At 71.6% G+C, this 18,050-nt stretch carries 21 protein-coding genes; 14 read left to right on the top strand and 7 right to left on the bottom strand.

The window, feature by feature from the left end; translation table 11 throughout:
- The first annotated feature begins 109 nt into the window (after positions 1-109).
- From ABD733_RS12595 to ABD733_RS12585, 3 genes are all read left to right on the top strand, one after another.
- Positions 110-532, top strand: coding sequence for a VOC family protein (locus tag ABD733_RS12595; RefSeq protein ID WP_344796716.1), 423 nt, complete (start codon positions 110-112; stop codon positions 530-532).
- A 106-nt stretch (positions 533-638) separates the two neighbouring features.
- On the top strand, positions 639-1,220 hold the full coding sequence (locus tag ABD733_RS12590; RefSeq protein WP_344796714.1) for a helix-turn-helix domain-containing protein: 582 nt from the start codon (positions 639-641) through the stop codon (positions 1,218-1,220).
- A 13-nt stretch (positions 1,221-1,233) separates the two neighbouring features.
- Positions 1,234-2,481, top strand: coding sequence for an MFS transporter (locus tag ABD733_RS12585; protein ID WP_344796712.1), 1,248 nt, complete (start codon positions 1,234-1,236; stop codon positions 2,479-2,481).
- 20 nt (positions 2,482-2,501) lie between these two features.
- Here the strand turns inward: ABD733_RS12585 and ABD733_RS12580 are convergent, their stop codons facing one another.
- Positions 2,502-2,678: a hypothetical protein gene (locus ABD733_RS12580; protein ID WP_344796710.1), complete on the bottom strand. Its 177-nt coding sequence runs from the start codon at positions 2,676-2,678 to the stop codon at positions 2,502-2,504.
- Between the two features lie 118 nt (positions 2,679-2,796).
- Here ABD733_RS12580 and ABD733_RS12575 point away from each other — a divergent pair, with 118 nt between their 5' ends.
- Positions 2,797-3,462 carry a spermidine/putrescine ABC transporter substrate-binding protein gene (locus ABD733_RS12575; protein WP_344796709.1) on the top strand — a complete coding sequence of 222 codons (666 nt, stop codon included), beginning with the start codon at positions 2,797-2,799 and terminating at the stop codon, positions 3,460-3,462.
- Positions 3,459-3,851 carry a DUF3054 domain-containing protein gene (locus ABD733_RS12570; RefSeq protein ID WP_344796707.1) on the top strand — a complete coding sequence of 131 codons (393 nt, stop codon included), beginning with the start codon at positions 3,459-3,461 and terminating at the stop codon, positions 3,849-3,851. Before ABD733_RS12575 ends, ABD733_RS12570 begins: the two co-directional genes overlap by 4 nt.
- A gap of 24 nt (positions 3,852-3,875) precedes the next feature.
- On the opposite strand, the gene ABD733_RS12565 is transcribed toward ABD733_RS12570, so the two are convergent.
- A complete protein-coding gene (locus ABD733_RS12565) occupies positions 3,876-4,196 on the bottom strand; it encodes a DUF7882 family protein (protein WP_344796705.1) in 321 nt (106 codons plus the stop codon).
- Between the two features lie 172 nt (positions 4,197-4,368).
- Between ABD733_RS12565 and ABD733_RS12560 the strand changes: the two genes are divergently transcribed.
- From ABD733_RS12560 to ABD733_RS12545, 4 genes are read left to right on the top strand one after another with little or no spacing between them, the layout of a single operon-like run.
- Positions 4,369-5,385, top strand: a complete 1,017-nt coding sequence (locus tag ABD733_RS12560; RefSeq protein WP_344796703.1) for an SDR family oxidoreductase — start codon at positions 4,369-4,371, stop codon at positions 5,383-5,385.
- Positions 5,382-6,845 (top strand): phytoene desaturase family protein, encoded by a 1,464-nt coding sequence (locus tag ABD733_RS12555; RefSeq protein WP_344796701.1) that lies wholly within the window; start codon positions 5,382-5,384, stop codon positions 6,843-6,845. Before ABD733_RS12560 ends, ABD733_RS12555 begins: the two co-directional genes overlap by 4 nt.
- Positions 6,845-7,285 (top strand): SRPBCC family protein, encoded by a 441-nt coding sequence (locus ABD733_RS12550; protein ID WP_344796699.1) that lies wholly within the window; start codon positions 6,845-6,847, stop codon positions 7,283-7,285. The genes ABD733_RS12555 and ABD733_RS12550 overlap by 1 nt, the downstream gene beginning before the upstream one ends.
- 9 nt (positions 7,286-7,294) lie before the next feature.
- Positions 7,295-7,891, top strand: coding sequence for a hypothetical protein (locus ABD733_RS12545; RefSeq protein ID WP_344796697.1), 597 nt, complete (start codon positions 7,295-7,297; stop codon positions 7,889-7,891).
- Here ABD733_RS12545 and ABD733_RS12540 read toward each other — a convergent pair.
- The gene (locus tag ABD733_RS12540; RefSeq protein ID WP_344796695.1) at positions 7,866-9,548 is read right to left on the bottom strand and encodes a long-chain-fatty-acid--CoA ligase; all 1,683 of its coding nucleotides are present in this window, start codon (positions 9,546-9,548) and stop codon (positions 7,866-7,868) included. The genes ABD733_RS12545 and ABD733_RS12540 overlap by 26 nt on opposite strands.
- Before the next feature lie 97 nt (positions 9,549-9,645).
- Here ABD733_RS12540 and ABD733_RS12535 point away from each other — a divergent pair, with 97 nt between their 5' ends.
- Positions 9,646-10,467, top strand: coding sequence for an SDR family oxidoreductase (locus ABD733_RS12535; RefSeq protein ID WP_344796693.1), 822 nt, complete (start codon positions 9,646-9,648; stop codon positions 10,465-10,467).
- 35 nt (positions 10,468-10,502) lie between these two features.
- A complete protein-coding gene (locus ABD733_RS12530; RefSeq protein WP_344796691.1) occupies positions 10,503-11,444 on the top strand; it encodes an oxygenase MpaB family protein in 942 nt (313 codons plus the stop codon).
- On the opposite strand, the gene ABD733_RS12525 is transcribed toward ABD733_RS12530, so the two are convergent.
- The 3 genes from ABD733_RS12525 to ABD733_RS12515 form a co-directional block, all read right to left on the bottom strand.
- Positions 11,441-11,929, bottom strand: coding sequence for a Rho termination factor N-terminal domain-containing protein (locus tag ABD733_RS12525; RefSeq protein ID WP_344796689.1), 489 nt, complete (start codon positions 11,927-11,929; stop codon positions 11,441-11,443). The genes ABD733_RS12530 and ABD733_RS12525 overlap by 4 nt on opposite strands.
- Positions 11,930-12,021: 92 nt before the next feature.
- Positions 12,022-13,740: a long-chain-fatty-acid--CoA ligase gene (locus ABD733_RS12520; protein ID WP_344796687.1), complete on the bottom strand. Its 1,719-nt coding sequence runs from the start codon at positions 13,738-13,740 to the stop codon at positions 12,022-12,024.
- An 86-nt stretch (positions 13,741-13,826) separates the two neighbouring features.
- Positions 13,827-14,384, bottom strand: coding sequence for a TIGR03086 family metal-binding protein (locus ABD733_RS12515; protein WP_344796685.1), 558 nt, complete (start codon positions 14,382-14,384; stop codon positions 13,827-13,829).
- A gap of 177 nt (positions 14,385-14,561) precedes the next feature.
- Here ABD733_RS12515 and ABD733_RS12510 point away from each other — a divergent pair, with 177 nt between their 5' ends.
- The 3 genes from ABD733_RS12510 (at position 14,562) to ABD733_RS12500 (ending at position 16,107) form a co-directional block, all read left to right on the top strand.
- On the top strand, positions 14,562-15,023 hold the full coding sequence (locus ABD733_RS12510) for a GNAT family N-acetyltransferase (RefSeq protein WP_344796683.1): 462 nt from the start codon (positions 14,562-14,564) through the stop codon (positions 15,021-15,023).
- A 173-nt stretch (positions 15,024-15,196) separates the two neighbouring features.
- On the top strand, positions 15,197-15,484 hold the full coding sequence (locus tag ABD733_RS12505) for a putative quinol monooxygenase (RefSeq protein WP_344796681.1): 288 nt from the start codon (positions 15,197-15,199) through the stop codon (positions 15,482-15,484).
- Positions 15,485-15,537: 53 nt separating this feature from the next.
- Complete coding sequence (locus ABD733_RS12500; protein WP_344796679.1) at positions 15,538-16,107, top strand: P-loop NTPase family protein; 570 nt, start codon at positions 15,538-15,540, stop codon at positions 16,105-16,107.
- Here ABD733_RS12500 and ABD733_RS12495 read toward each other — a convergent pair.
- Positions 16,094-17,968 carry an adenylyl cyclase gene (locus ABD733_RS12495; RefSeq protein ID WP_344796677.1) on the bottom strand — a complete coding sequence of 625 codons (1,875 nt, stop codon included), beginning with the start codon at positions 17,966-17,968 and terminating at the stop codon, positions 16,094-16,096. The genes ABD733_RS12500 and ABD733_RS12495 overlap by 14 nt on opposite strands.
- Positions 17,969-18,050 lie beyond the last annotated feature (82 nt).

Here is an 18,050-nt window from a genome sequence, read left to right as displayed (position 1 = left end):
AGGACGACTCCCGCGGTGTTCTCGACATCGGTCCATCGTACGTGGCTCTTGCCGTGGCCCTCCCGGCGGTCCAGACTGGCCGCACGCGAAGGCTCATCGAGGAGGCTCCATGTCGATCACACTCAACCCGTACCTGAATTTCCGCGGGGAGGCGAGGGAGGCGATCGCGTTCTACGCGTCGGTCCTCGGCGGCGAGCCCCGCGTCACGACCTTCGCCGAGGGCGGGATGGCCGAGCACCTGCCCGACGACGACGGCTCCCTCGTCATGCACGGCGAGCTGAGCACGCCCCTCGGCCTCACCCTGATGTGCTCCGACGCGCCGTCGACGATGCCCGTCGAGGTCGGCAACAACGTCACCGTCTCGCTCTCCGGCGACGACGCCGACACGCTCGCGGCCTACTGGGACGGCCTCTCCGCCGGCGGGAACGTCACGATGCCGTTCGAGGTCGCACCCTGGGGCGACCGCTTCGGCATGTTCACCGACCGCTTCGGCGTGGAGTGGATGGTCAACTCGGTGCCGCCCGCCGCCTGAACCCGAGAGAGCGCGAAGCACGCGAGGCACTGCGCAAGACGCAGTACACAAGAAGCATTGCACAACAGCTCTTGCACAACGACTCTTGTGCATCTAGCATGGCTCCATGCCAGCCCGCCGCCGCACCACCGTGACCCTCGACGACGCCGCCCGCATGCGCGTCCTCGCCCACCCGACCCGCCTCGAGCTCCTCGGCCTCCTCCGGGAGCGCGGCCCGCAGACGGCGGCCCTGCTCGGCGACGTGGTCGACGAGGCTCCGGGCACGGTCAGCTACCACCTGGGCCGGCTCGCCTCGGCCGGGCTGATCGAGGAGGCGCAGGATCACGGCACCGACGGCCGGGAGCGCTGGTGGCGGGCCGCGCACGAGACGACCAGCGTCGATCCTGCGAGCCTCGTCGACGACCCCGAGAAGTTCGCCTCGGCCCTGGTGCTGGAGCGCGCGTTCTCGCAGGCCTGGGCTCACTCGTACGACCGCTTCATCGACTCGCTGCCGCAGCAGCCGCCGGAGTGGCGCTCCGCCGCCGTCGCGTACGACCGACTCCTGCGGCTCACTCCCGAGCAGGCCGCCGAGCTCCGCGACGAGCTCCTCGCGCTCGGCGACCGCTGGCAGGAGCTCGCCGACAGCGCCCCCGACGCCCCGGGCGCCGAGACCGTCGCCCTGCTGACGACGATGCACCGTCGCGCATGACCGGCGCGCGATCGTGACCCGCCGCCGCGCCGTCGGCTCCCTCGCCGCTCTCCTGACGGCCCACGCGCTGTCGCAGACCGGCAACGTCGTCACGCTCTTCGCCGTGCCGTTCGCGGTCCTCGCGACCGGCGGCGGCCCCGTCCAGGTCGGCGTGGCCTCGTTCGTCGCGACGGTCCCGATCGTGATCGGCGGCCCGCTCGGGGGAGTCCTGGTCGGCAGGATCGGCTACAAGCGCTCGAGCATCCTGGCCGACGTCGTGAACGGGGCTGCGATCGTCCTGATCCCGATCCTGGCGGTCACGGTCGGCCTGCCGTTCTGGGCGCTGCTGGGGCTCGTCTTCGTCGGCGGCTTGCTCGACACCCCCGGTCAGACGGCGAGACGCGTGCTCGTCCCCGACATCTCGGGTCTCGCCGGCGTGCGCCTCGAGCGCTCGGTCGGGTTCATCGACGCGGCCACCCGCCTGTCGGGGCTGATCGGCGCACCGCTGGCCGGCATCCTGGTCGCTGCTCTCGGGCCGTTCGAGGCGCTCTACGCGACCGCCGCCGGATTCGCCCTCTCCGCCCTGGTGACGGTCCTCCTCGTCGACGCGCCCGTGTCGGTCACGGCCTCGGACGAGGTGCAGGAGGGCTACTGGGCTGATCTCCGCGCGGGGTTCCGGGCGGTCGTCCACGACCCCCTCCTCCGCATCCTGGTCGCTCTGGTGCTCGTCACGAACCTGTTGGACGCGGCCCGCAGCAACACGCTGCTGCCGCTCTACGCCGACCAGCGGCTCGGCGGGGCAGGAGCGCTGGGCTGGATCGTCGCCTGCTTCGGCGGCAGCGCGCTGGTCGGGTCCGTGCTGTTCGGCTTCGTCGCGCACCGGGTTCCGCGGCGCGTCACGTTCTCCGTGTGCTTCGTCCTGGCGGGCGGTCCGTCGCTCTGCGTCTTCGCTCTCGGGCTCCCGGTGCCGTGGCTGATCGCGGGGATGGTCGTGTCGGGCCTCGCCGCGGGGTCGCTCAACCCGATCCTCGGCGCGGTCCAGTTCGAGCGGATCCCGGAGCACCTCCGAGCGCGCGTCTTCGGGCTCCTGACCGCTGCCGCGTGGGCGGGCGTGCCGCTCGGCGGGCTGCTCGGCGGCTTCGCCGCCTCGGCGTGGGGCGTCTCGACGACCTTCGGCATCGTGGGGGTGATCTACGTGGGGGTCTGCCTCGCCCCGCTCAGCGGCGGGCGGTGGCGCCTCATGGAGAAGGACGCGATCCAGAAGGACCGCGTCCTGGCCTGACGGCCGCCCTCCAGCGCCGGTCAGCGCAGCGGGAAGCTCCCGCCGAGCAGGTCGTTCACTTCTTCTTCGGGGAGGTTGTTCGAGGGGTTCGTGATGTCGTGGTCGGTCTGCGCGACCTCGTCCGCGGAGTCGCCGCGGCGGGCCTCGGCGTCGGGCTCGGAGTCGAGGGCCTCGACGTCGTCGGGGTGATCGGTCATGGGGTGCTCCTCGTCGTCGGTGCTGCGGGTCGCCACCGGCGCCCGTCTCGCCTGCAAGCTACCCCCGGATCCGGCGCGGGGACCCAGGATTCCGACCCCGGGCGACCTAAAATGAGGCATGGCCGATTCGATCGAGGGGCGCGTGCGCTCGTCCGTCGACGCCTTCCTGCGCTGGCTCCCGAGGTGGCAGCTCGGCACCTCGAAGGCCCGCACTCGTGTCTGCCGCCTCTGCCTCGGGTCGCCGGTCGCCACGGCCGCCGGGTTCGACCACGACGTCCCGCACGCGGTCCAGCACGCTCTCCTGAGCAGGATGCGCGTCATCGTCGACGAGGCGGTCGACGAGTACACGGCGAGGAACCTCCCGATGGTCAGCCGTGAGCTCGCCAGGGCGCATCCCGACCACCACCACGGCTACCGCCCCGACGAGGGCCTGGCTCTGGAGTTCCAGGGGCTCGAGATCGATCCCGAGCCGGAGCCCGGGCAGCCGTTTCTCTTCACTCTGCAGGAGCTCGCCGAGGAGGACCGCCGCTCGGTGGAGCCCGCCGAGGTGCCGGCCGATCCTGCGCCGCCCACCACCTACTCCGACGAAGCGAAGGCAGCCTTGCGCCGAGAACTCGAACTGGCCGACGACCACGCGCGGACGGTCGGCACCACCGTGTGCCTGGCCCTGGTGGAGCACCGCCGCCGCATCGCCGACGCTGTCGACCGCCTGGTCGAGCCGCAGATCGACGAGCTGCTCCGCGAGCTCTCGCAGGCCCTCGAGAATCCGAGGTCGCGCTCGTGATCCCCAAGACCGTGTTCGGCAGGACGCCGTGGTGGTCGTTCGTTCTCGACCTCGTGCTCGTGCTCGCGTTCGTCCTGATCGGGCGGCGGAGTCACGACGAGTCCGACGCGCTGACCGGCATCCTGACGACCGCCTGGCCGTTCGTCTCCGGGCTCGTGCTGGGCTGGCTCGTGCTGGTCGGCTTCCGCTGGCCCTTCGTCACGGTGCTGTCGGGCGCCGTGGTGACGGTCGTGACCGTGCTGGTCGGCATGCTGCTCCGCCACTCGAGCGACCAGGGCGTCGCCGTGAGCTTCGTGATCGTGGCGACGGTCGTGCTGGCGGTCTTCCTGATCGGTTGGCGTGCCCTCGCGATCCTGTTGGCGAAGCGCCGGAGGGCAGCCCGCGCCTAGCGCCGGCTCCCGTCGCCGCCGCGCCTAGGGCTTGGCGCTGTTGTCGAGCGCGGGCTCGTCGGTGAGCACCAGGCCGGACGAGCTGTTGGCGCTGTTGGTGAGCTCGGCGAGCCACGACCGGCTGATGGTCGGCACGCGCCCGCCGTTGTACTTGAAGTACAGCGGGATGCTGGCGTCCATCCAGAGACTCGAGCGGCCGTCGCCGACCTTCTGCGGGTCGCGCCAGGAGAAGAAGAACGATTCGCGCCGGCGCAGCTTCGTCGCGATGACGATCTGAAGGTGCTCGAGGGTGCGATCTTCGAATTCGATCTCGATGGCGGTCGAGCCATAGATCAGGGATCCCATTTTTCTCCTACGTCTCCGGGCTCGATCCGGGGTCAGGGAACCGGGCCAGCGGTATGAGATTACCTCGTAGCGGGGTACGCCGTGTGCACGGCGCGGAAGCACATGTGGAGCGTGGCGCGACTAGCGTGGGCCACTCGGCCGCCGAGCGCGGCCGTCCGAGCTGAGGAGCCGAATGCCATCGAAGAGCCACGTGCCTGACAGGATCGCCGTCGTCACCGGAGGGACCGCCGGACTCGGGCGGGCCATCGTCCGCGAACTCGCCGCCCGGGGCTGGGATGTCGCGATCCTCGCCCGAGGCGAGGAGGGCCTCGCGGGGGCCGCGCGCGACGTCACCGAGGCGGGCAGGCGCGCCCTGCCGATCTCGACGGACGTGTCCGACGACGCCGCCGTCGAGGCGGCCGCCACGCGCGTCGAGGAGGAGCTCGGCCCGATCGACCTCTGGGTGAACGACGCCATGGTCGGCGTCTTCGGCGAGTTCCTGACCACCGAGCCGGGCGACTTCGAGCGGGCGACCCAGGTCAACTTCTTCGGCTTCGTGAACGGGACGCGCGCGGCCCTCAAGCGCATGGTGCCGCGCGACAGCGGCCACGTCATCCAGATCGGCTCCGCACTCGCGCACCGCGGCATCCCGCTGCAGGCCGCCTACTGCGCCTCGAAGCACGCGATCACCGGGTTCACCGAGTCGGTGACGACGGAGCTGCTCCACAACAAGAGCAACGTGAAGATCTCGCAGGTCGACATGCCGGCGATGAACACCATCCAGTTCAACTGGGTGAAGTCGCAGCTGCCGCACCACCCGCAGCCGGTGCCCACGATCTTCCAGCCCGAGACGTGCGCCCGCGCCGTCGCCGACGTGGCCGACCACCCGCGTCGCCGCAGCTGGATCGGGGAGCCCACGGTCATGACCGTCCTCGGCAACCGCTTCGTCGCCCCGTTCCTCGACGTGTACCTGGCCAAGACCGGGTACTCGGGGCAGCAGGCGCCCGACAAGAAGCAGCCGATGCTGCCCGACAACCTCTACGCGCCCGTCGAGGGCGACCACGGGTCGCGGGGCATCTTCAGCGACAAGGCCAAGGAGACCAGCCCGCAGATCTGGTACACCCAGCACCGGCGCGTCAGCTACGCGGCCGCGGCCGGCGCCCTGCTGGGCGGCGTCGCAGCCCTCACGGCCGGACTCCGGCGGCGATGACCGACGACGCCGTCGTCGTCGGCGCGGGCCCGAACGGGCTCGCGGCGGCCGTCGTGCTCGCCCGCGCCGGACTCTCCGTGCGCGTGCTCGAGAAGGCGGACACGATCGGCGGCGGCGCCCGTACCGCCGAGCTGACCCTCCCCGGCTTCCTGCACGACATCTGCTCGGCCGTCCACCCGATGGGCGCGGTCTCCGGGTTCTTCCGCTCCTTCGGGCTCGAGCGCAGGATCGAGATGCTCACCCCGGACATCTCCTACGCGCACCCTCTGCCCGACGGCCGCGCCGGCATCGCGTTCCGCGACCTCGACCGGACCGTGGCGCGCCTCGGCCGCGACGGCCGGTCGTACGACACGCTCTTCCGCGACCTGGTCGAGCGCGACGCGGAGCTGGCGCAGTTCAGCCTCTCGTCGCTGCTGCAGGTGCCGAGGCACCCGGCGACGATCGCCCTGTTCGGCCTCGCCATGCTCGATCAGGGCGGCCCCTGGTGGAACGAGCGGTGGCGCGGCGAGGAGGCGCCTGCGATGCTCGCGGGCGTGATGGCGCACGCGATCCGGCCGATGCCGAGCCTGTCCGCCGCAGCCGCCGGGCTCGCACTCGCCGTGCACGCGCACGCGCGAGGCTGGCCGGTCCCGCGCGGAGGCAGCCAGAGCATCGTCGACGCCATGGCCGACGACGTCCGGGCGCACGGCGGCGTCATCGAGACCGGCGTCGAGGTGACCTCGCTCGACCAGCTGGGCTCGCCTCGGGCGGCGGTGTTCGACGTGAGCGCCCGGGCGATGGCCGACATCGCGGGCGACCGCTTCCCCGCCTGGTACTCCCGGGCGCTCCGGCGGTTCCAGTACGGGAACGCGGCGTCGAAGGTCGACTTCGCCCTGTCGGAGCCCGTGCCGTGGAAGAACCCCGAGATCGCCGGGTCGCCGACCGTCCACCTCGGCGGCTCGCGCGAACGGGTGGCCGCCGCCGAGCGCGAGGTGGCCCGCGGTCGCCACGCAGAGGACCCGTTCGTCCTCGCCGTGCAGCAGAGCGCCATCGACCCCACCCGGGCACCGGAGGGGCAGGCCACGCTCTGGGCCTACACGCACGTGCCGCGCGACTCCGACATCGACCAGACCGACGTCATCATCCGCGAGATCGAGCGGTACGCGCCCGGGTTCCGCGACACGATCCTGGCCTCGTCCGCTCGCACCGCCAAGGACCTCGAGAACTACGACCCGAACTACATCGGCGGCGACATCGCGAGCGGCGCCCCCAGCGTCAAGCAGCTCATCGCCCGTCCGGTCGTCGACGTCGAGCCGTGGCGCACTCCGGCGAAGGGCGTCTACCTCGGCTCCTCGTCGGCGCCGCCCGGCCCGAGCGTGCACGGCCTCGGCGGGGCCTACGCCGCGCGGAGCGCCCTGCGCCACGAGTTCGGAATCCACAGCCTTCCCGACCTCTCGCCCGAATCCGAAGGAGGAGTCTGATGTCGACCATCCACCGATTCATCGAAGCGACCCCCGACGAGGTGTTCGCCGTCCTCGCCAACGGCTGGCTCTTCCCGAGCTGGGTCGTCGGTGCCTCGCGCATCCGCGACGTCGAAGAGGCGTGGCCCGCTGTCGACTCGAAGATCCACCACTCGTTCGGCGTCTGGCCCGTCGTGATCGACGACTCCACCTCCGTCGTCGACTGGAGCCCGCCCGTCCGGGCCGAGTTCGTCGCCCGCGGCTGGCCGCTCGGCGAGGCCGACGTCACCATCGAGGTGCAGGATCGCTCCGGCGGCTGCTTCGTCACGATGACCGAGTACGCGAGGTCGGGGCCCGGCACACTCGTGCCGCCGCTCCTGATGGAGCCGGTGCTGAACGTCCGCAACCGCGAGGCCCTGCAGCGGCTCGCCTGGCTGGTCGAGGGCGGCGCGGCGGAGTAGCGTTCCGGCATGATCGCGACGACCTGGAAGACGGTCGCCGGCCAGGGTTCGGCCGACGTGGCCCTGATCCTGCCCGGCTCCGGCTACACCGCTCAGGCACCGCTCCTCTACTGGTGCGCTCGGCTCCTCGAGGGGGCCGGGTGGCAGGTCCGCGTCGCGACCTGGGGTGAGGGCGGCGGAGCCGATGTCACGCCCGTCGAGTTCGTGGAGCGCTCCGTCGAGGACGGATTCTCTGCGGCGGAGCCGTCGACTCCCGGGGCCGGCCGCAGGCTCGTCGTGGCGAAGTCGTTCGGGACCCTGGCTGCGCCGTGGGCGGGGCGCGAGGGCGTGCGGGGCGTGTGGCTCACGCCGATCCTGACCGACGAGCCGGTCGCACAGGCACTCGCAGCCGCCACCCGCGACGACCTCGTGGTTGGCGGCGAGGCCGATGACCTCTGGCGTCCGGAGCGCCTCGAGGGAACGGACGCCCGCGTCGTGACTGTCCCGGGAGGCGACCACGGCCTGCTCGTGCCCGGAGGCTGGCGGGAGTCGCTCGCGGCTCAGCAGCGCGTCTACGACGCGGTCGCCGAGCACCTCGGGGTCACTTCTTCTGCAGCTGCTCCTTGACCTTCCGGCGGATGACCTTGCCGATGAGGCTCTTCGGGAGTTCGTTCACGACGACGATCCGGCGCGGCACCTTGTAGGCGGCGAGGTTCTCGCGCGCGAACTCGCGGAGCGCCGACTGGTCGAGCTCGACGCCCTTCTCGACGACGACCGCGGCCACGACCTGCTCGCCCGACGCGCTCGGGAGTCCGACCACCGCGACGTCCTCGACGCCGTCGAACTGGCGCAGCGTGTCCTCGACCTCGGAGGGCGACACGTTGAAGCCGCCGGTGATGATGAGGTCTTTGATCCGGTCGACGATCGCGACGAAGCCGTCGTCCGAGATGGTGACGATGTCGCCGGTGCGGAACCAGCCGCCCTCGATCAGCACCTCGGCGGTCTCCTCGGGGCGGTGGTAGTAGCCGGAGAACACCTGCGGGCCACGCACGAGCAGCTCGCCGGGCTCGCCGCGCGGCACGTCTCTGGTCGGGTCGTCGGGGTCGACGGCGCGGGCCTCGGTCGACGGGAACGGCAGCCCCACCGTGCCGGCGCGCCTCGCGTCCGACACCGGGTTGGCCATCAGGACCGGCGAGGTCTCGCTCAGGCCGTAGCCCTCGATGAGCCAGCCGCCGGAGCGCTCCTCCCACGGCTCGACGACCGCGGCCGAGAGCGGCATGGCTCCTGAGATCGCGATGTCGATGCCCTTCAGCGACACCCCAGCGTCGTCGGCGGCGCGCTGGAGGCGCTGGTAGATCGGCGGCACGGCCGGGAGGAATGTCGGCGGGTGCTTCTTCATCGCGGTCAGCACGAGCGACGGCTCGAAGGCGGGGAAGAGCACCAGGCGGGCGCCCATGCGCATGGCGAAGGTGAGGCAGAGCGTCAGCCCGTACGCGTGGAACATGGGCAGGATCGCGTAGACGACGCTCGAGCCCTCCTTGATCTGCGGGATCCAGGCCTGGCACTGCGCGGCGTTCGACATCAGGTTGCCGTGCGACAGCATCGCGCCCTTGGGGCTGCCGGTCGTGCCCGAGGTGTACTGGATCAGCGCGAGGTCGTCGGTGGCGGGGCGGGGGTGCGACGCGACGATCCTGGACGATCCTGCGATCTTCTCCCACGGCGTCGTGCCGGTGACCTGCGTGGTCAGGCGGTCACGCGACTCGCGGGCCTTCTTGACCGGCAGTCGCAGCTGGATCCGCATCGACAGCGGCATGGCCTTCGTGACGTCGACGGAGACGATGCCGTCGATCGGCACCTCGGCGGGGAAGCCCTGGATCGTCTTCACCACCTTGTCCCAGGCGATCGCGAAGCGGGCCCCGTGGTCTTCGAACTGGTGCTGCAGCTCGCGCGGCGTGTAGAGCGGGTTGTGCTCGACGACGATCGCGCCGAGACGCAGGACCGCGTAGAACGCGACGACGTGCTGGGGGCAGTTCGGCAGGATCAGGGCGACGGTGTCGCCCTTCGAGACGCCGAGCGCGCGGAGGCCCTCGGCGGCGCGCTGGATCTGCTCGACCATGCTCTCGTAGCTGGTCTCGGCGCCGAAGTACTCCAGCGCCGTCGCCTTCGGGTACTTCTCGGCGGTGAGTCGTACGAGGTCGATCAGCGAGCCGGTGGCGGGCTCGATGTCGTGGGGGATGCCCGGAGCGTAGGAGGCCAGCCAGGGACGTTCGGTGTCGATGGTCACCTCACCACTCTAGGAGGTTCGCCAGCGCAAGTTCTCGTGCGTCCCGGCCAGCCGGGGAGTTGGCTGATCCGGGATCATCACGAGAGAGGAACACCGCATGAGCAGGGTCTGGTTCATCACAGGAGCGTCCAAGGGCTTCGGCCGCGAGTGGACGGAGGCCGCCCTCGAGCGCGGCGACAGCGTGGCGGCGACCGCCAGGAGGCCCGAGGCGCTCGACGATCTGGCCGAGCAGTACCCGGACACCCTCCTGGTGCTGCAGCTCGACGTCGACGACCGCGAGGCCGATTTCGAAGCGGTGAAGGCCGCGCACGAGCGCTTCGGACGGCTCGACATCGTCATCAACAACGCCGGCTACGGCCATTTCGGCATGATCGAGGAGCTGAGCGAGCAGGATGTCCGCGCGCAGCTCGAGACGAACCTCTTCGGCGCCCTCTGGGTCACCCAGGCCGCGCTGCCGTTCCTCCGGGAGCAGGGGTCCGGCCACATCATCAACGTCTCGAGCATCGGCGGGATCTCGGCCTTCCCCGGGATCGGCGCCTACCACATGTCGAAGTGGGCGCTCGAGGCTCTCGGGCAGTCGCTGGCGCAGGAGGTGCAGGGCTTCGGCATCAAGGTCACCACCATCGAGCCCGGCGGCTTCTCGACCGACTGGGCGGGCCCGTCGGCCAAGCACAGCGACGAGCTCCCCGCGTACGAGGCGGCGCACGAGGCGATGAAGAACCGCCCGAGCGTCTCGGCCAAGCGAGGCACCCCGGGAGCCACTCGCGGCCCGATCCTGAAGATCGTCGACGCCGAGAACCCGCCGCTGCGGATCTTCCTCGGCGCGGCCCCGCTCGAGATCGCGACGAAGGACTACGAGTCGCGCCTGGCCCTCTGGAACGAGTGGCACGACGTGTCTCTCGAGGCACAGGGAGAGTAGGGCACTTCTCCAGGTGGCTGGCATCTACTGGACAGATGCCAGCCACCGCGCTCCTCCCGGCGCTCACCGAACCGATCCGGGCCCGCCTCCAGTACACGTTCAACGGCCAGAGGACGGGCATCCCGGAGTGGGTCAGCGACCTCGAGAAGGGCGACGACCCCGGCTTCTTCGGCCCCGGGTCGGCGGTCTGGGCGGTCCACGGCGGCATGTCGACGATCCCTGCGGGAGTGCGGGCGCTCCTCGTACAGGCCCTCCACCCGGGTGCTCTCGCCGGTGTCCACGACCACTCCCGCTACCGGGAGGATCCCCTCGGGCGCCTGGCCGGCACGATCCGCTGGATCTTCACCGTCTCGTACGGCAGTCAGGAGGCCGCGACTCACGCCTCGAACTGGGTGCTCCGGCTCCACGAGAAGGTCACCGGCAGCTACGACGACCGGCACGGCGTCACGCACCCGTACGCGGCGAACGATCCGGCGCTCCTGAGGTGGGTGCACCTGGCATTCGCCGACTCGTTCCTGGCGACGGCGCTGGCGTGGGGAACGCCGATCCCGGGCGGCGCCGACGCCTACGTCCGCGAGTGGGCGATCGCGGGCGAACTCATGGGCGTGCAGGATCCGCCCCGGTCGGCCGCCGCCCTCCGCGCCCAGCTCGACGCGTACGACTCCGACGGGGTCCTCGAGCGCTCGGCCCGGACCGACGAGGTGGTGCGGTTCTTGAAGCGCCCGCCGCTCTTCCCCGTGCTGCGCGCCGGCTACCCGGTGCTCTTCGACGGCGCCGTCGGCACGCTGACGCCGCGGCACCGCGAGCTGCTCGGCCTGGAGCTGCCGCACCTCGGCCCGATCACGCTGCCGACGAGGCCGGCCACCTCCGTGATGCTCGCCGGCATCGGCGCGCTGCTCGGGCCGGAGCCGGCGGCAGCCAAGGCGGCCAAGGTGCGGCGGGCCCGGCTCGGCGTCGTCGACGAGCCGGCGGCCTAGGCCTCCTGCAGACGCTCCACCAGCGTCGCCTTCGACAGGCGCGAGTAGCCGGGGATCTTCTTCTCCCGTGCCAGGTGCCGGAGCTGGATCATCGTGAGCGACGAGAGGTCGGCGGCGGCCGAACGGCCGTCGGCGGTGGGGACGTCCACGGTGACCTCGTGGGGGAGCGGGAGGTCGCGCGTCGACGCCGAGGCGGCGGGCGGGGTGGGGACGTCGGCCAGAGCCTCGGCCGCCTTCGCCTTCTTCGACGACGTCTTCTTCAGAACGGCCGTCTTCTTCTCGACCGCCTGCTTCGCGTCCTTCAGCTGGGCCTTCTCGAGCTTCGCCTTCGCCACGGTCTTCTGGAGGTCGGATCGGAGGTCGGCCGCGGCGATCCTGCGCTGCTTGCTCGCCTTCTTCGCCTTCGCCTCGGCTTCGCCGACGGCCTCCTTCGCCTTCTTCAGGGCCTTCTTCGCGGACGCTTCGAGCTTCTTCTGGCCGGCCATCGGGTCGCCTTTCGTCGAGAGTGCGGAATTCTGAACGCCCGAGTATTCCACGCGCGGGTGAACGCGCGACCGAGAGCGCGCCCGAGCCGGCGTCACTCCGCCGCGATCAGCGACTCCCGGATCTTCCGGCGGAGCGTCTTCCCGATGAGGTTCTTCGGCAGCTCGTCGACGACGACGAAGCGCCTCGGCACCTTGTAGGCGGCGAGGTGCGCCCTGCAGTGGGCGCGGGCCTCCTCCTCGTCGAAGCGCGCCCCGGGCTTCAGGACGACGGCCGCCGTGACGTCCTCGCCTCCTGCGTCTCGCGGCACGCCGACCACGGCGGCCTCCGCCACGCCCGCGACGCCGAGCACCGCCTCCTCGACCTCGGACGGGGCCACGTTGAAGCCGCCGGTGACGATGAGCTCCTTGATGCGGTCGACGATGGTGATGTAGCCGTCGGCGCTCATCGTGACGACGTCGCCGGTGCGGAACCAGCCGCCCTCGATCAGGACCGCGGCCGTCTCGTCCGGCCGCCTCCAGTAGCCCTGGAACACCTGCGGGCCGCGCAGCAGCAGCTCGCCCTTCTCGCCGGGCGCCACCTCGACGTCGGGGTGCTTCCGCTTGACCACCTTCGCCTCCGTCGACGGGAACGGGACGCCGACCGTGCCGGGGCGCCGGGTCGAGCCCACCGGGTTCGCGAGGGCGATCGGCGACGTCTCGGTGAGTCCGAAGCCCTCGACGAGCATGCCGCCGGTCGCCTCCTCCCAGGCCGTGGTGACCGACGGCGGCAGGTTCATCGCCCCCGAGATCGCGAAGCGGACGCTCGACAGGTCGACCCTCCGCTTCTTGGCAGCCTCCGCCAGTCGCTCGTAGATCGGCGGGACGGCCGGCAGGAACGTCGGCGGGCTCTTCCTCACCGCGCCGAGCACCAGGTCGACGTCGAACTTCGGGAACAGCACCACTCGAGCGCCGATCCGCATCGCGACCGTCAGGCAGAGGGTGAGCCCGTACGCGTGGAAGAACGGCAGGACCCCGTAGAACGTCTCGGTGCCGTCGGCGAGCCCCGGCACCCAGGCCCGCGCCTGCTCGACGTTGCTCCGCAGATTCCGGTGGCTCAGGATCGCGCCCTTCGGCAGGCCGGTCGTGCCGCTGGTGTACTGCAGCAGGGCGACGTCGTCGAGGGCGGGCCGCTCGTGGCGGGCGCGGAGGGGCCGGGCCCCGACGACGTGCTTCCACGGCACGACGCGGAGGGTGCGGTGCTTCGCGACGCGCGTGGTCAGGGCGGACCTGGCATCCTGCGCTCGCCCGAGGGGGAGCCGCAGGGCGACCCGCTTGCCGAATGGCATCTCGCGCGTGAGGTCGACGCTGACCACGGCCTCGAAGCGGATGTCGCGGGGCATCTCGGCGAGGCGGTCGACCAGCTTGTCCCAGGCGACGGCGACCCGCGCGCCGTGGTCCTCGAAGAGGTGGCGGAGCTCGCGGTCGGTGTAGAGCGGGTTGTGCTCGACGACGACGGCTCCGAGGCGCAGGATCGCGTAGAACGCGACGACGTGCTGCGGGCAGTTGGGCAGCAGGAGCGCGACGCGGTCGCCGTGCTTCACGCCGAGCCTCCGGAGGCCCTCCGCGGCGCGAAGGATCTGGTCGTGGAGGCTCGAGTAGCTGGTCGTGCGTCCGAAGAACTCGAGCGCTGCGTGCGAGCGGTAGGCCGCCCGGGCCTCGTCGATCAGGTCGACCAGGGTGCCCGTGACCGGCTCGATGTCGAGCGGCACCCCCTCGGCGTAGCTGGACGACCAGGGACGGGTGGACGGAGGGCTCTGTACGTCATCGGACATGCGACCAGCTTTCCACGCGGTCGCTCGCGCGCGCGACCGGCTGGTGCTGCTGGGGTGGTGCTGCGTGCGGCTGAGTTGCTGCTGCGTCAGCCGGCGTCGCGCCCGGTCAGCGCCAGCAGCCGGACGCGGAGCGACGCGTCGGCCGGCACGCTCACGGCCGGGGCGAAGAGGCCGCTCGCCTCGAGGAGTCCGGCCTGCGGCTCGAAGACGCTCCAGACGGCGTCGACGAGGTCGTCGTCGAGCTCCTCGCTGGTGGCCGTGGCCCGGGCGAGGTCCCAGGTGTGGATCGTGATGTCGCCGACCTGCTCGGCGAGGTAGTCGGCGGCCCGGACCGTGTCGTACGACAGGTGCACCGAGGCGTCGAGGTCGGCTGCCTCCCATGCGGCGAGGGCCGCGGCCGCGTGCCTCCGCCACTCGGCGGCGAGGTCGTCGCCGAGGGGTGTGACCTTCAGCTCGGCCTCGGCGGTGGTGCGGCCGGCGAGGAGCTCGGGCACCCACTGCTGGTCTTCGGTGACGTGGGCGACGAGGTCGCGGATGGTCCACTCGGTGTCGGGGGTCGGGGCGTCCCAGTCGGCGACGGCGGCGATGCGCGCCGCGAACTCGGTGTGGGCGGTGCGGAGGAGGGCGATCCAGTTCTCGGGCATGGGGATCCTCTCGGGGTGGGGCGTGGGCTTGCGACAACTGTCGGGGTGCTCGGGTTGTTCCCGGCGCCCGTCGGCGCCGCGCGTCGGCGCAGGCACCTCGCCGCGGCGCGGTGCCGCTGCCGATGCGCCCCGCTGCTGGCCCACGAGTGATCCGGCGCGGAGTGACAGAGTGGTCGAATGGACGATCTCGTGATCCGTCGGGCCCGATCCGACGAGCTGGGGGCGGTGGCGGACCTCCGCTGGCGGTGGAGCGTCGATGAGGCAGGTGTACGGCCCGTGACGGATCCGGTCGGCTACCGCGACGCGACAGTGGCGTTCTGGGCAGCGCATCCTTCGTCCCACCGCTGCTTCGTGGCCGAGCACGACGGCGAGATCGTCGGCATGGCGTGGATCGCCTACACCGACCGCCCGCCGACGCCGAACGATCTCGGGCGCTTCTCTGCTGACGTGCAGTCCGTGTACGTCGTACCGGAGCTCCGTGGGGAGAGCGCAGGATCGCGCCTGCTCGCAGCCCTGATCGACGACGCGCGCGGTCACGGCTGCCAGTATGTGCGCGTGCACTCGAGCGCGCGAGCCGTGCCGCTCTACGCGCGGTCCGGCTTCGCCGTCGACGAGACGTATCGCGTCCTCCGGCTCTGACGGTCGAGCACGGCGCCGCGCGTCGGCGCAGGCACCGCGCCGCGGCGCGGTGCCGCTGCCGACACGCCCCGCCGACCCCCTGCGAGCGAGCAGCACGAGCGGCCTGCGGCGGGGCCATGATGGAGGAGCGCCCGCACCACGGCGGCGCCTGAAGAAATGGACGACGAATGTCGATGACCGTTCTGCTCGAGATGACCCTCCGACCCGACGCGACGGAGGCCCAGAGCATCATCAGCGAGACCCTCGCCCAGACCCGCGCCTACAGCGGCAACGAGGGCATCGAGGTGCTCGTCGACGACGACGACAGCGCCAAGCTCGTCGTCGTCGAGACCTGGGAGTCGACCGCCCACCACGCCGCCTACGCCGAGTGGCGGACCACCCCCGAGGGCCAGAACCGCCTCGGCGAGATCGTCGCGGCCCCGCCGGTGAAGCGCATCTTCAGCGAGACCCTCGACATCTGATCGGAGACGGGGCCGCGAGAGGTCCGAGCGGGCCCGCCGCCTAGGCTGGCAGGATGCTCGGACCCCGCGACCCGCTCGTCCCGACGCCGCGCCGCGTGCTCGTCGCGGGCGCGTCGGGCACGGGCAAGACCACCCTCGGCAGACGCGTCGACGAGGTGCTCGGCCTGCCGCACACCGAGATCGACGCGCTGTTCCACGGGCCGGAGTGGAGCATCCTGCCCGGCTTCGTCGAGGAGGTCGACGCCTTCACGGCGGCGCCCGCGTGGGTGACCGAGTGGCAGTACGCGTCGCAGCTCGGCGACCTGCTGCCGAGCCGGGCCGACACGGTCGTCTGGCTCGACCTCCGTGCGGCGACGCACATGACGCGCCTGGTGCGGCGGACCCTCTCGAGGCGCTTCCGCCGCACCGAGCTCTGGAACGGCAACGTCGAGCCGCCGCTCCGCACGATCCTGACCGACCCCGAGCACATCATCCGCTGGGGCTGGAAGAGCCGCCGGACGATCGCCGCCAGGGTCCTCGATGCCGAGCGCGAGCATCCTGCGCTGCGGATCGTCCGCCTGCGCTCGCAGCGCGACATCGAGGCCTGGGTGGCGACCCTCGCGGAGGCGGCTACGGCCCGCTGACCAGCGAGACCGGCGTGCCGGTGTTCGCGACCGTCGCAGGATCCCCGGTGTCGTTCACGACGTGGTCCAGCGTGCCGGCGCCCAGGTTGACCGTCAGGATGTCGTGCAGCCGCACCCCGGGACTCACCGGCACCTCGAAGCCGCGCGTGGCGTGGAGGCTCGGGTCGACGTTCGTGAAGATGTACGAGCCTCCGCCCCAGAGCTCGTTGGTCTTCACCCGGTCGGAGACCTTGTACGCGGCCCAGCCGTCGACGCCGCCGTGCTGCCACGCCGCCTGCGAGGGCGCGTCGTAGGGCAGCTCGTTCTGGAAGAAGACCGTGCGGCCGCGCTCGCCGTTCCAGATGACGTTGTACTTCTGGTAGTGCTCGACGAACAGGCCGGTGGCGGTGACGTCGTCGCCGTTCACGACGACGCCGGTGTCGGCGGTGTTGGAGGTCCAGCCGACGCCCTGGCCGTGGTCGGCCCGCCAGGCCCAGATGTCGTCCAGGATCGCGTGGTCGGCGTTCACCTCGAGGCTCACCGTGGCGCGCCCGACGTGGGGTCCGCCGATCCTGAAGAAGACGTCCTGCAGGGCCACCGGGTCGGCTGCGGCGCGAGCCGACTGCACCGGCGAGCGGTGGGTGTGGGCGGGCTTCGCGGCCCCGAGGCGGAGCAGCGCGGGCGAGTTCGTCGCGCCGGCGTCGATCATGATGCCGGCGATGTCGACGCCGCGGTCGGCGTCGACGACGAGCGGCACGGCTCCCCGCTCGGCGGTCAGCGTGGCGATGCCGAGTCCCAGGACGACGGTGTCGGCACGACGGACGTGCAGGCTGCGGTCGATCGAGTACACGCCGGGCGTCAGCAGCAGGCTCTTGCCGCGGGCGAGCTGCGAGTCGAGCCTCTTGGCGGAGTCGGAGGGCGACGCGACGTAGAAGGCGCTGAGCGGCAGGGAGCGCCCGGCCGTGGGGCCGTCGGCCCAGGTCGTGCCCGACGAGTCCGTCTGCGCCGTCGGGACGAAGACCCGCCAGGAGCCCTTCGCGTCGACGTAGAGGTAGGGCTTCTCCCGGCTGGCCGGAGTCGCGGCGAGGGTCGTGTAGGGGTCGGGCTTCGGGAACGACTGCGCCGGAGCGCCCTCGACGCCCGCGAACACCTGGTTCCAGACGCCGTTCGACCACGAGCCGATCTGGCTGTTGCGGGTCAGGAACTGCTGCTGGCTGCCGTTCGTCACGGCCTGCGTCTTCGAGTCGGCGAGGAATCCGCCGCTCGCGTACTGCGGTCCGGCGGTGCAGTAGTCCATGAAGCTCAGCTGCCCGGTGATGTTGACGCGCCGCATCGGGCTGGCCTGCGACACGGCCCAGAACTCCGTGTTCGTGCGGCAGCCGGTGCCGCCGGTCGGATTGATCGTGAGGTTCGAGATCGACCGCCAGAAGTTGTCGAGCGCGATGCAGTTGTCGGCCGTCAGGCAGCGGTTGTAGACGTTGACCGCGCCGTTGATGGTGACGTCGGTGGGCGACTGGCCGAGGCCGGCGACCTCCGTGTAGTAGCCGACCTGGAACACCAGCGGATCGGCGGCCGTCCCGTAGGTGCCGGGCTCGAAGAGGAGGGCGACGCGTCCGGTGCCCATCTCGGAGTCGATCTGCTGCGCGGCGACGGCGTCGACCTCGGCCTGGATCGAGGCGGTCGACATGCTCGGGTCGAAGACGTGGACGTTCGGGCCGAGGTCCGGCGCACGCGAGGGCGCAGGATGCGCGGCGTGCCCGGGATGCGCAGCGTGCGCGGGTGCCGGAGCGGCCGAGGCGGCCTGCGCCAGACCCGTCGCGGAGGTGGCGACGAGCGCTGCGGCGGCGAGAGCCGTCAGGGCGCGTCGAAAGCGGGAAGACATCATCGTCTGTACCTGGTCTCGTGATCGTGGTCGGCCCCTGCCGACGCTCTCGACTCTAACTCCGGACCGCCGCCCGCGGCTA

Source organism: Frondihabitans peucedani (genome assembly GCF_039537585.1).
GTDB classification, from domain to species: domain Bacteria; phylum Actinomycetota; class Actinomycetes; order Actinomycetales; family Microbacteriaceae; genus Frondihabitans; species Frondihabitans peucedani.
Note: the sequence above shows the minus strand (reverse complement) of the source record. Positions and strands in the feature narration are given on the sequence as shown.

Coding starts and splice junctions, on each gene's coding strand:
- ABD733_RS12560 (WP_344796703.1), top strand. CDS start 4,369: ATGCCATCGAAGAGCCACGTGCCTGACAGGATCGCCGTCGTCACCGGA.
- ABD733_RS12520 (WP_344796687.1), bottom strand. CDS start 13,740: ATGTCCGATGACGTACAGAGCCCTCCGTCCACCCGTCCCTGGTCGTCC.
- ABD733_RS12500 (WP_344796679.1), top strand. CDS start 15,538: ATGCTCGGACCCCGCGACCCGCTCGTCCCGACGCCGCGCCGCGTGCTC.
- ABD733_RS12495 (WP_344796677.1), bottom strand. CDS start 17,968: ATGTCTTCCCGCTTTCGACGCGCCCTGACGGCTCTCGCCGCCGCAGCG.
- ABD733_RS12555 (WP_344796701.1), top strand. CDS start 5,382: ATGACCGACGACGCCGTCGTCGTCGGCGCGGGCCCGAACGGGCTCGCG.
- ABD733_RS12530 (WP_344796691.1), top strand. CDS start 10,503: ATGCCAGCCACCGCGCTCCTCCCGGCGCTCACCGAACCGATCCGGGCC.
- ABD733_RS12575 (WP_344796709.1), top strand. CDS start 2,797: ATGGCCGATTCGATCGAGGGGCGCGTGCGCTCGTCCGTCGACGCCTTC.
- ABD733_RS12590 (WP_344796714.1), top strand. CDS start 639: ATGCCAGCCCGCCGCCGCACCACCGTGACCCTCGACGACGCCGCCCGC.
- ABD733_RS12505 (WP_344796681.1), top strand. CDS start 15,197: ATGACCGTTCTGCTCGAGATGACCCTCCGACCCGACGCGACGGAGGCC.
- ABD733_RS12525 (WP_344796689.1), bottom strand. CDS start 11,929: ATGGCCGGCCAGAAGAAGCTCGAAGCGTCCGCGAAGAAGGCCCTGAAG.
- ABD733_RS12565 (WP_344796705.1), bottom strand. CDS start 4,196: ATGGGATCCCTGATCTATGGCTCGACCGCCATCGAGATCGAATTCGAA.
- ABD733_RS12535 (WP_344796693.1), top strand. CDS start 9,646: ATGAGCAGGGTCTGGTTCATCACAGGAGCGTCCAAGGGCTTCGGCCGC.
- ABD733_RS12550 (WP_344796699.1), top strand. CDS start 6,845: ATGTCGACCATCCACCGATTCATCGAAGCGACCCCCGACGAGGTGTTC.
- ABD733_RS12545 (WP_344796697.1), top strand. CDS start 7,295: ATGATCGCGACGACCTGGAAGACGGTCGCCGGCCAGGGTTCGGCCGAC.
- ABD733_RS12515 (WP_344796685.1), bottom strand. CDS start 14,384: ATGCCCGAGAACTGGATCGCCCTCCTCCGCACCGCCCACACCGAGTTC.
- ABD733_RS12595 (WP_344796716.1), top strand. CDS start 110: ATGTCGATCACACTCAACCCGTACCTGAATTTCCGCGGGGAGGCGAGG.
- ABD733_RS12510 (WP_344796683.1), top strand. CDS start 14,562: ATGGACGATCTCGTGATCCGTCGGGCCCGATCCGACGAGCTGGGGGCG.
- ABD733_RS12580 (WP_344796710.1), bottom strand. CDS start 2,678: ATGACCGATCACCCCGACGACGTCGAGGCCCTCGACTCCGAGCCCGAC.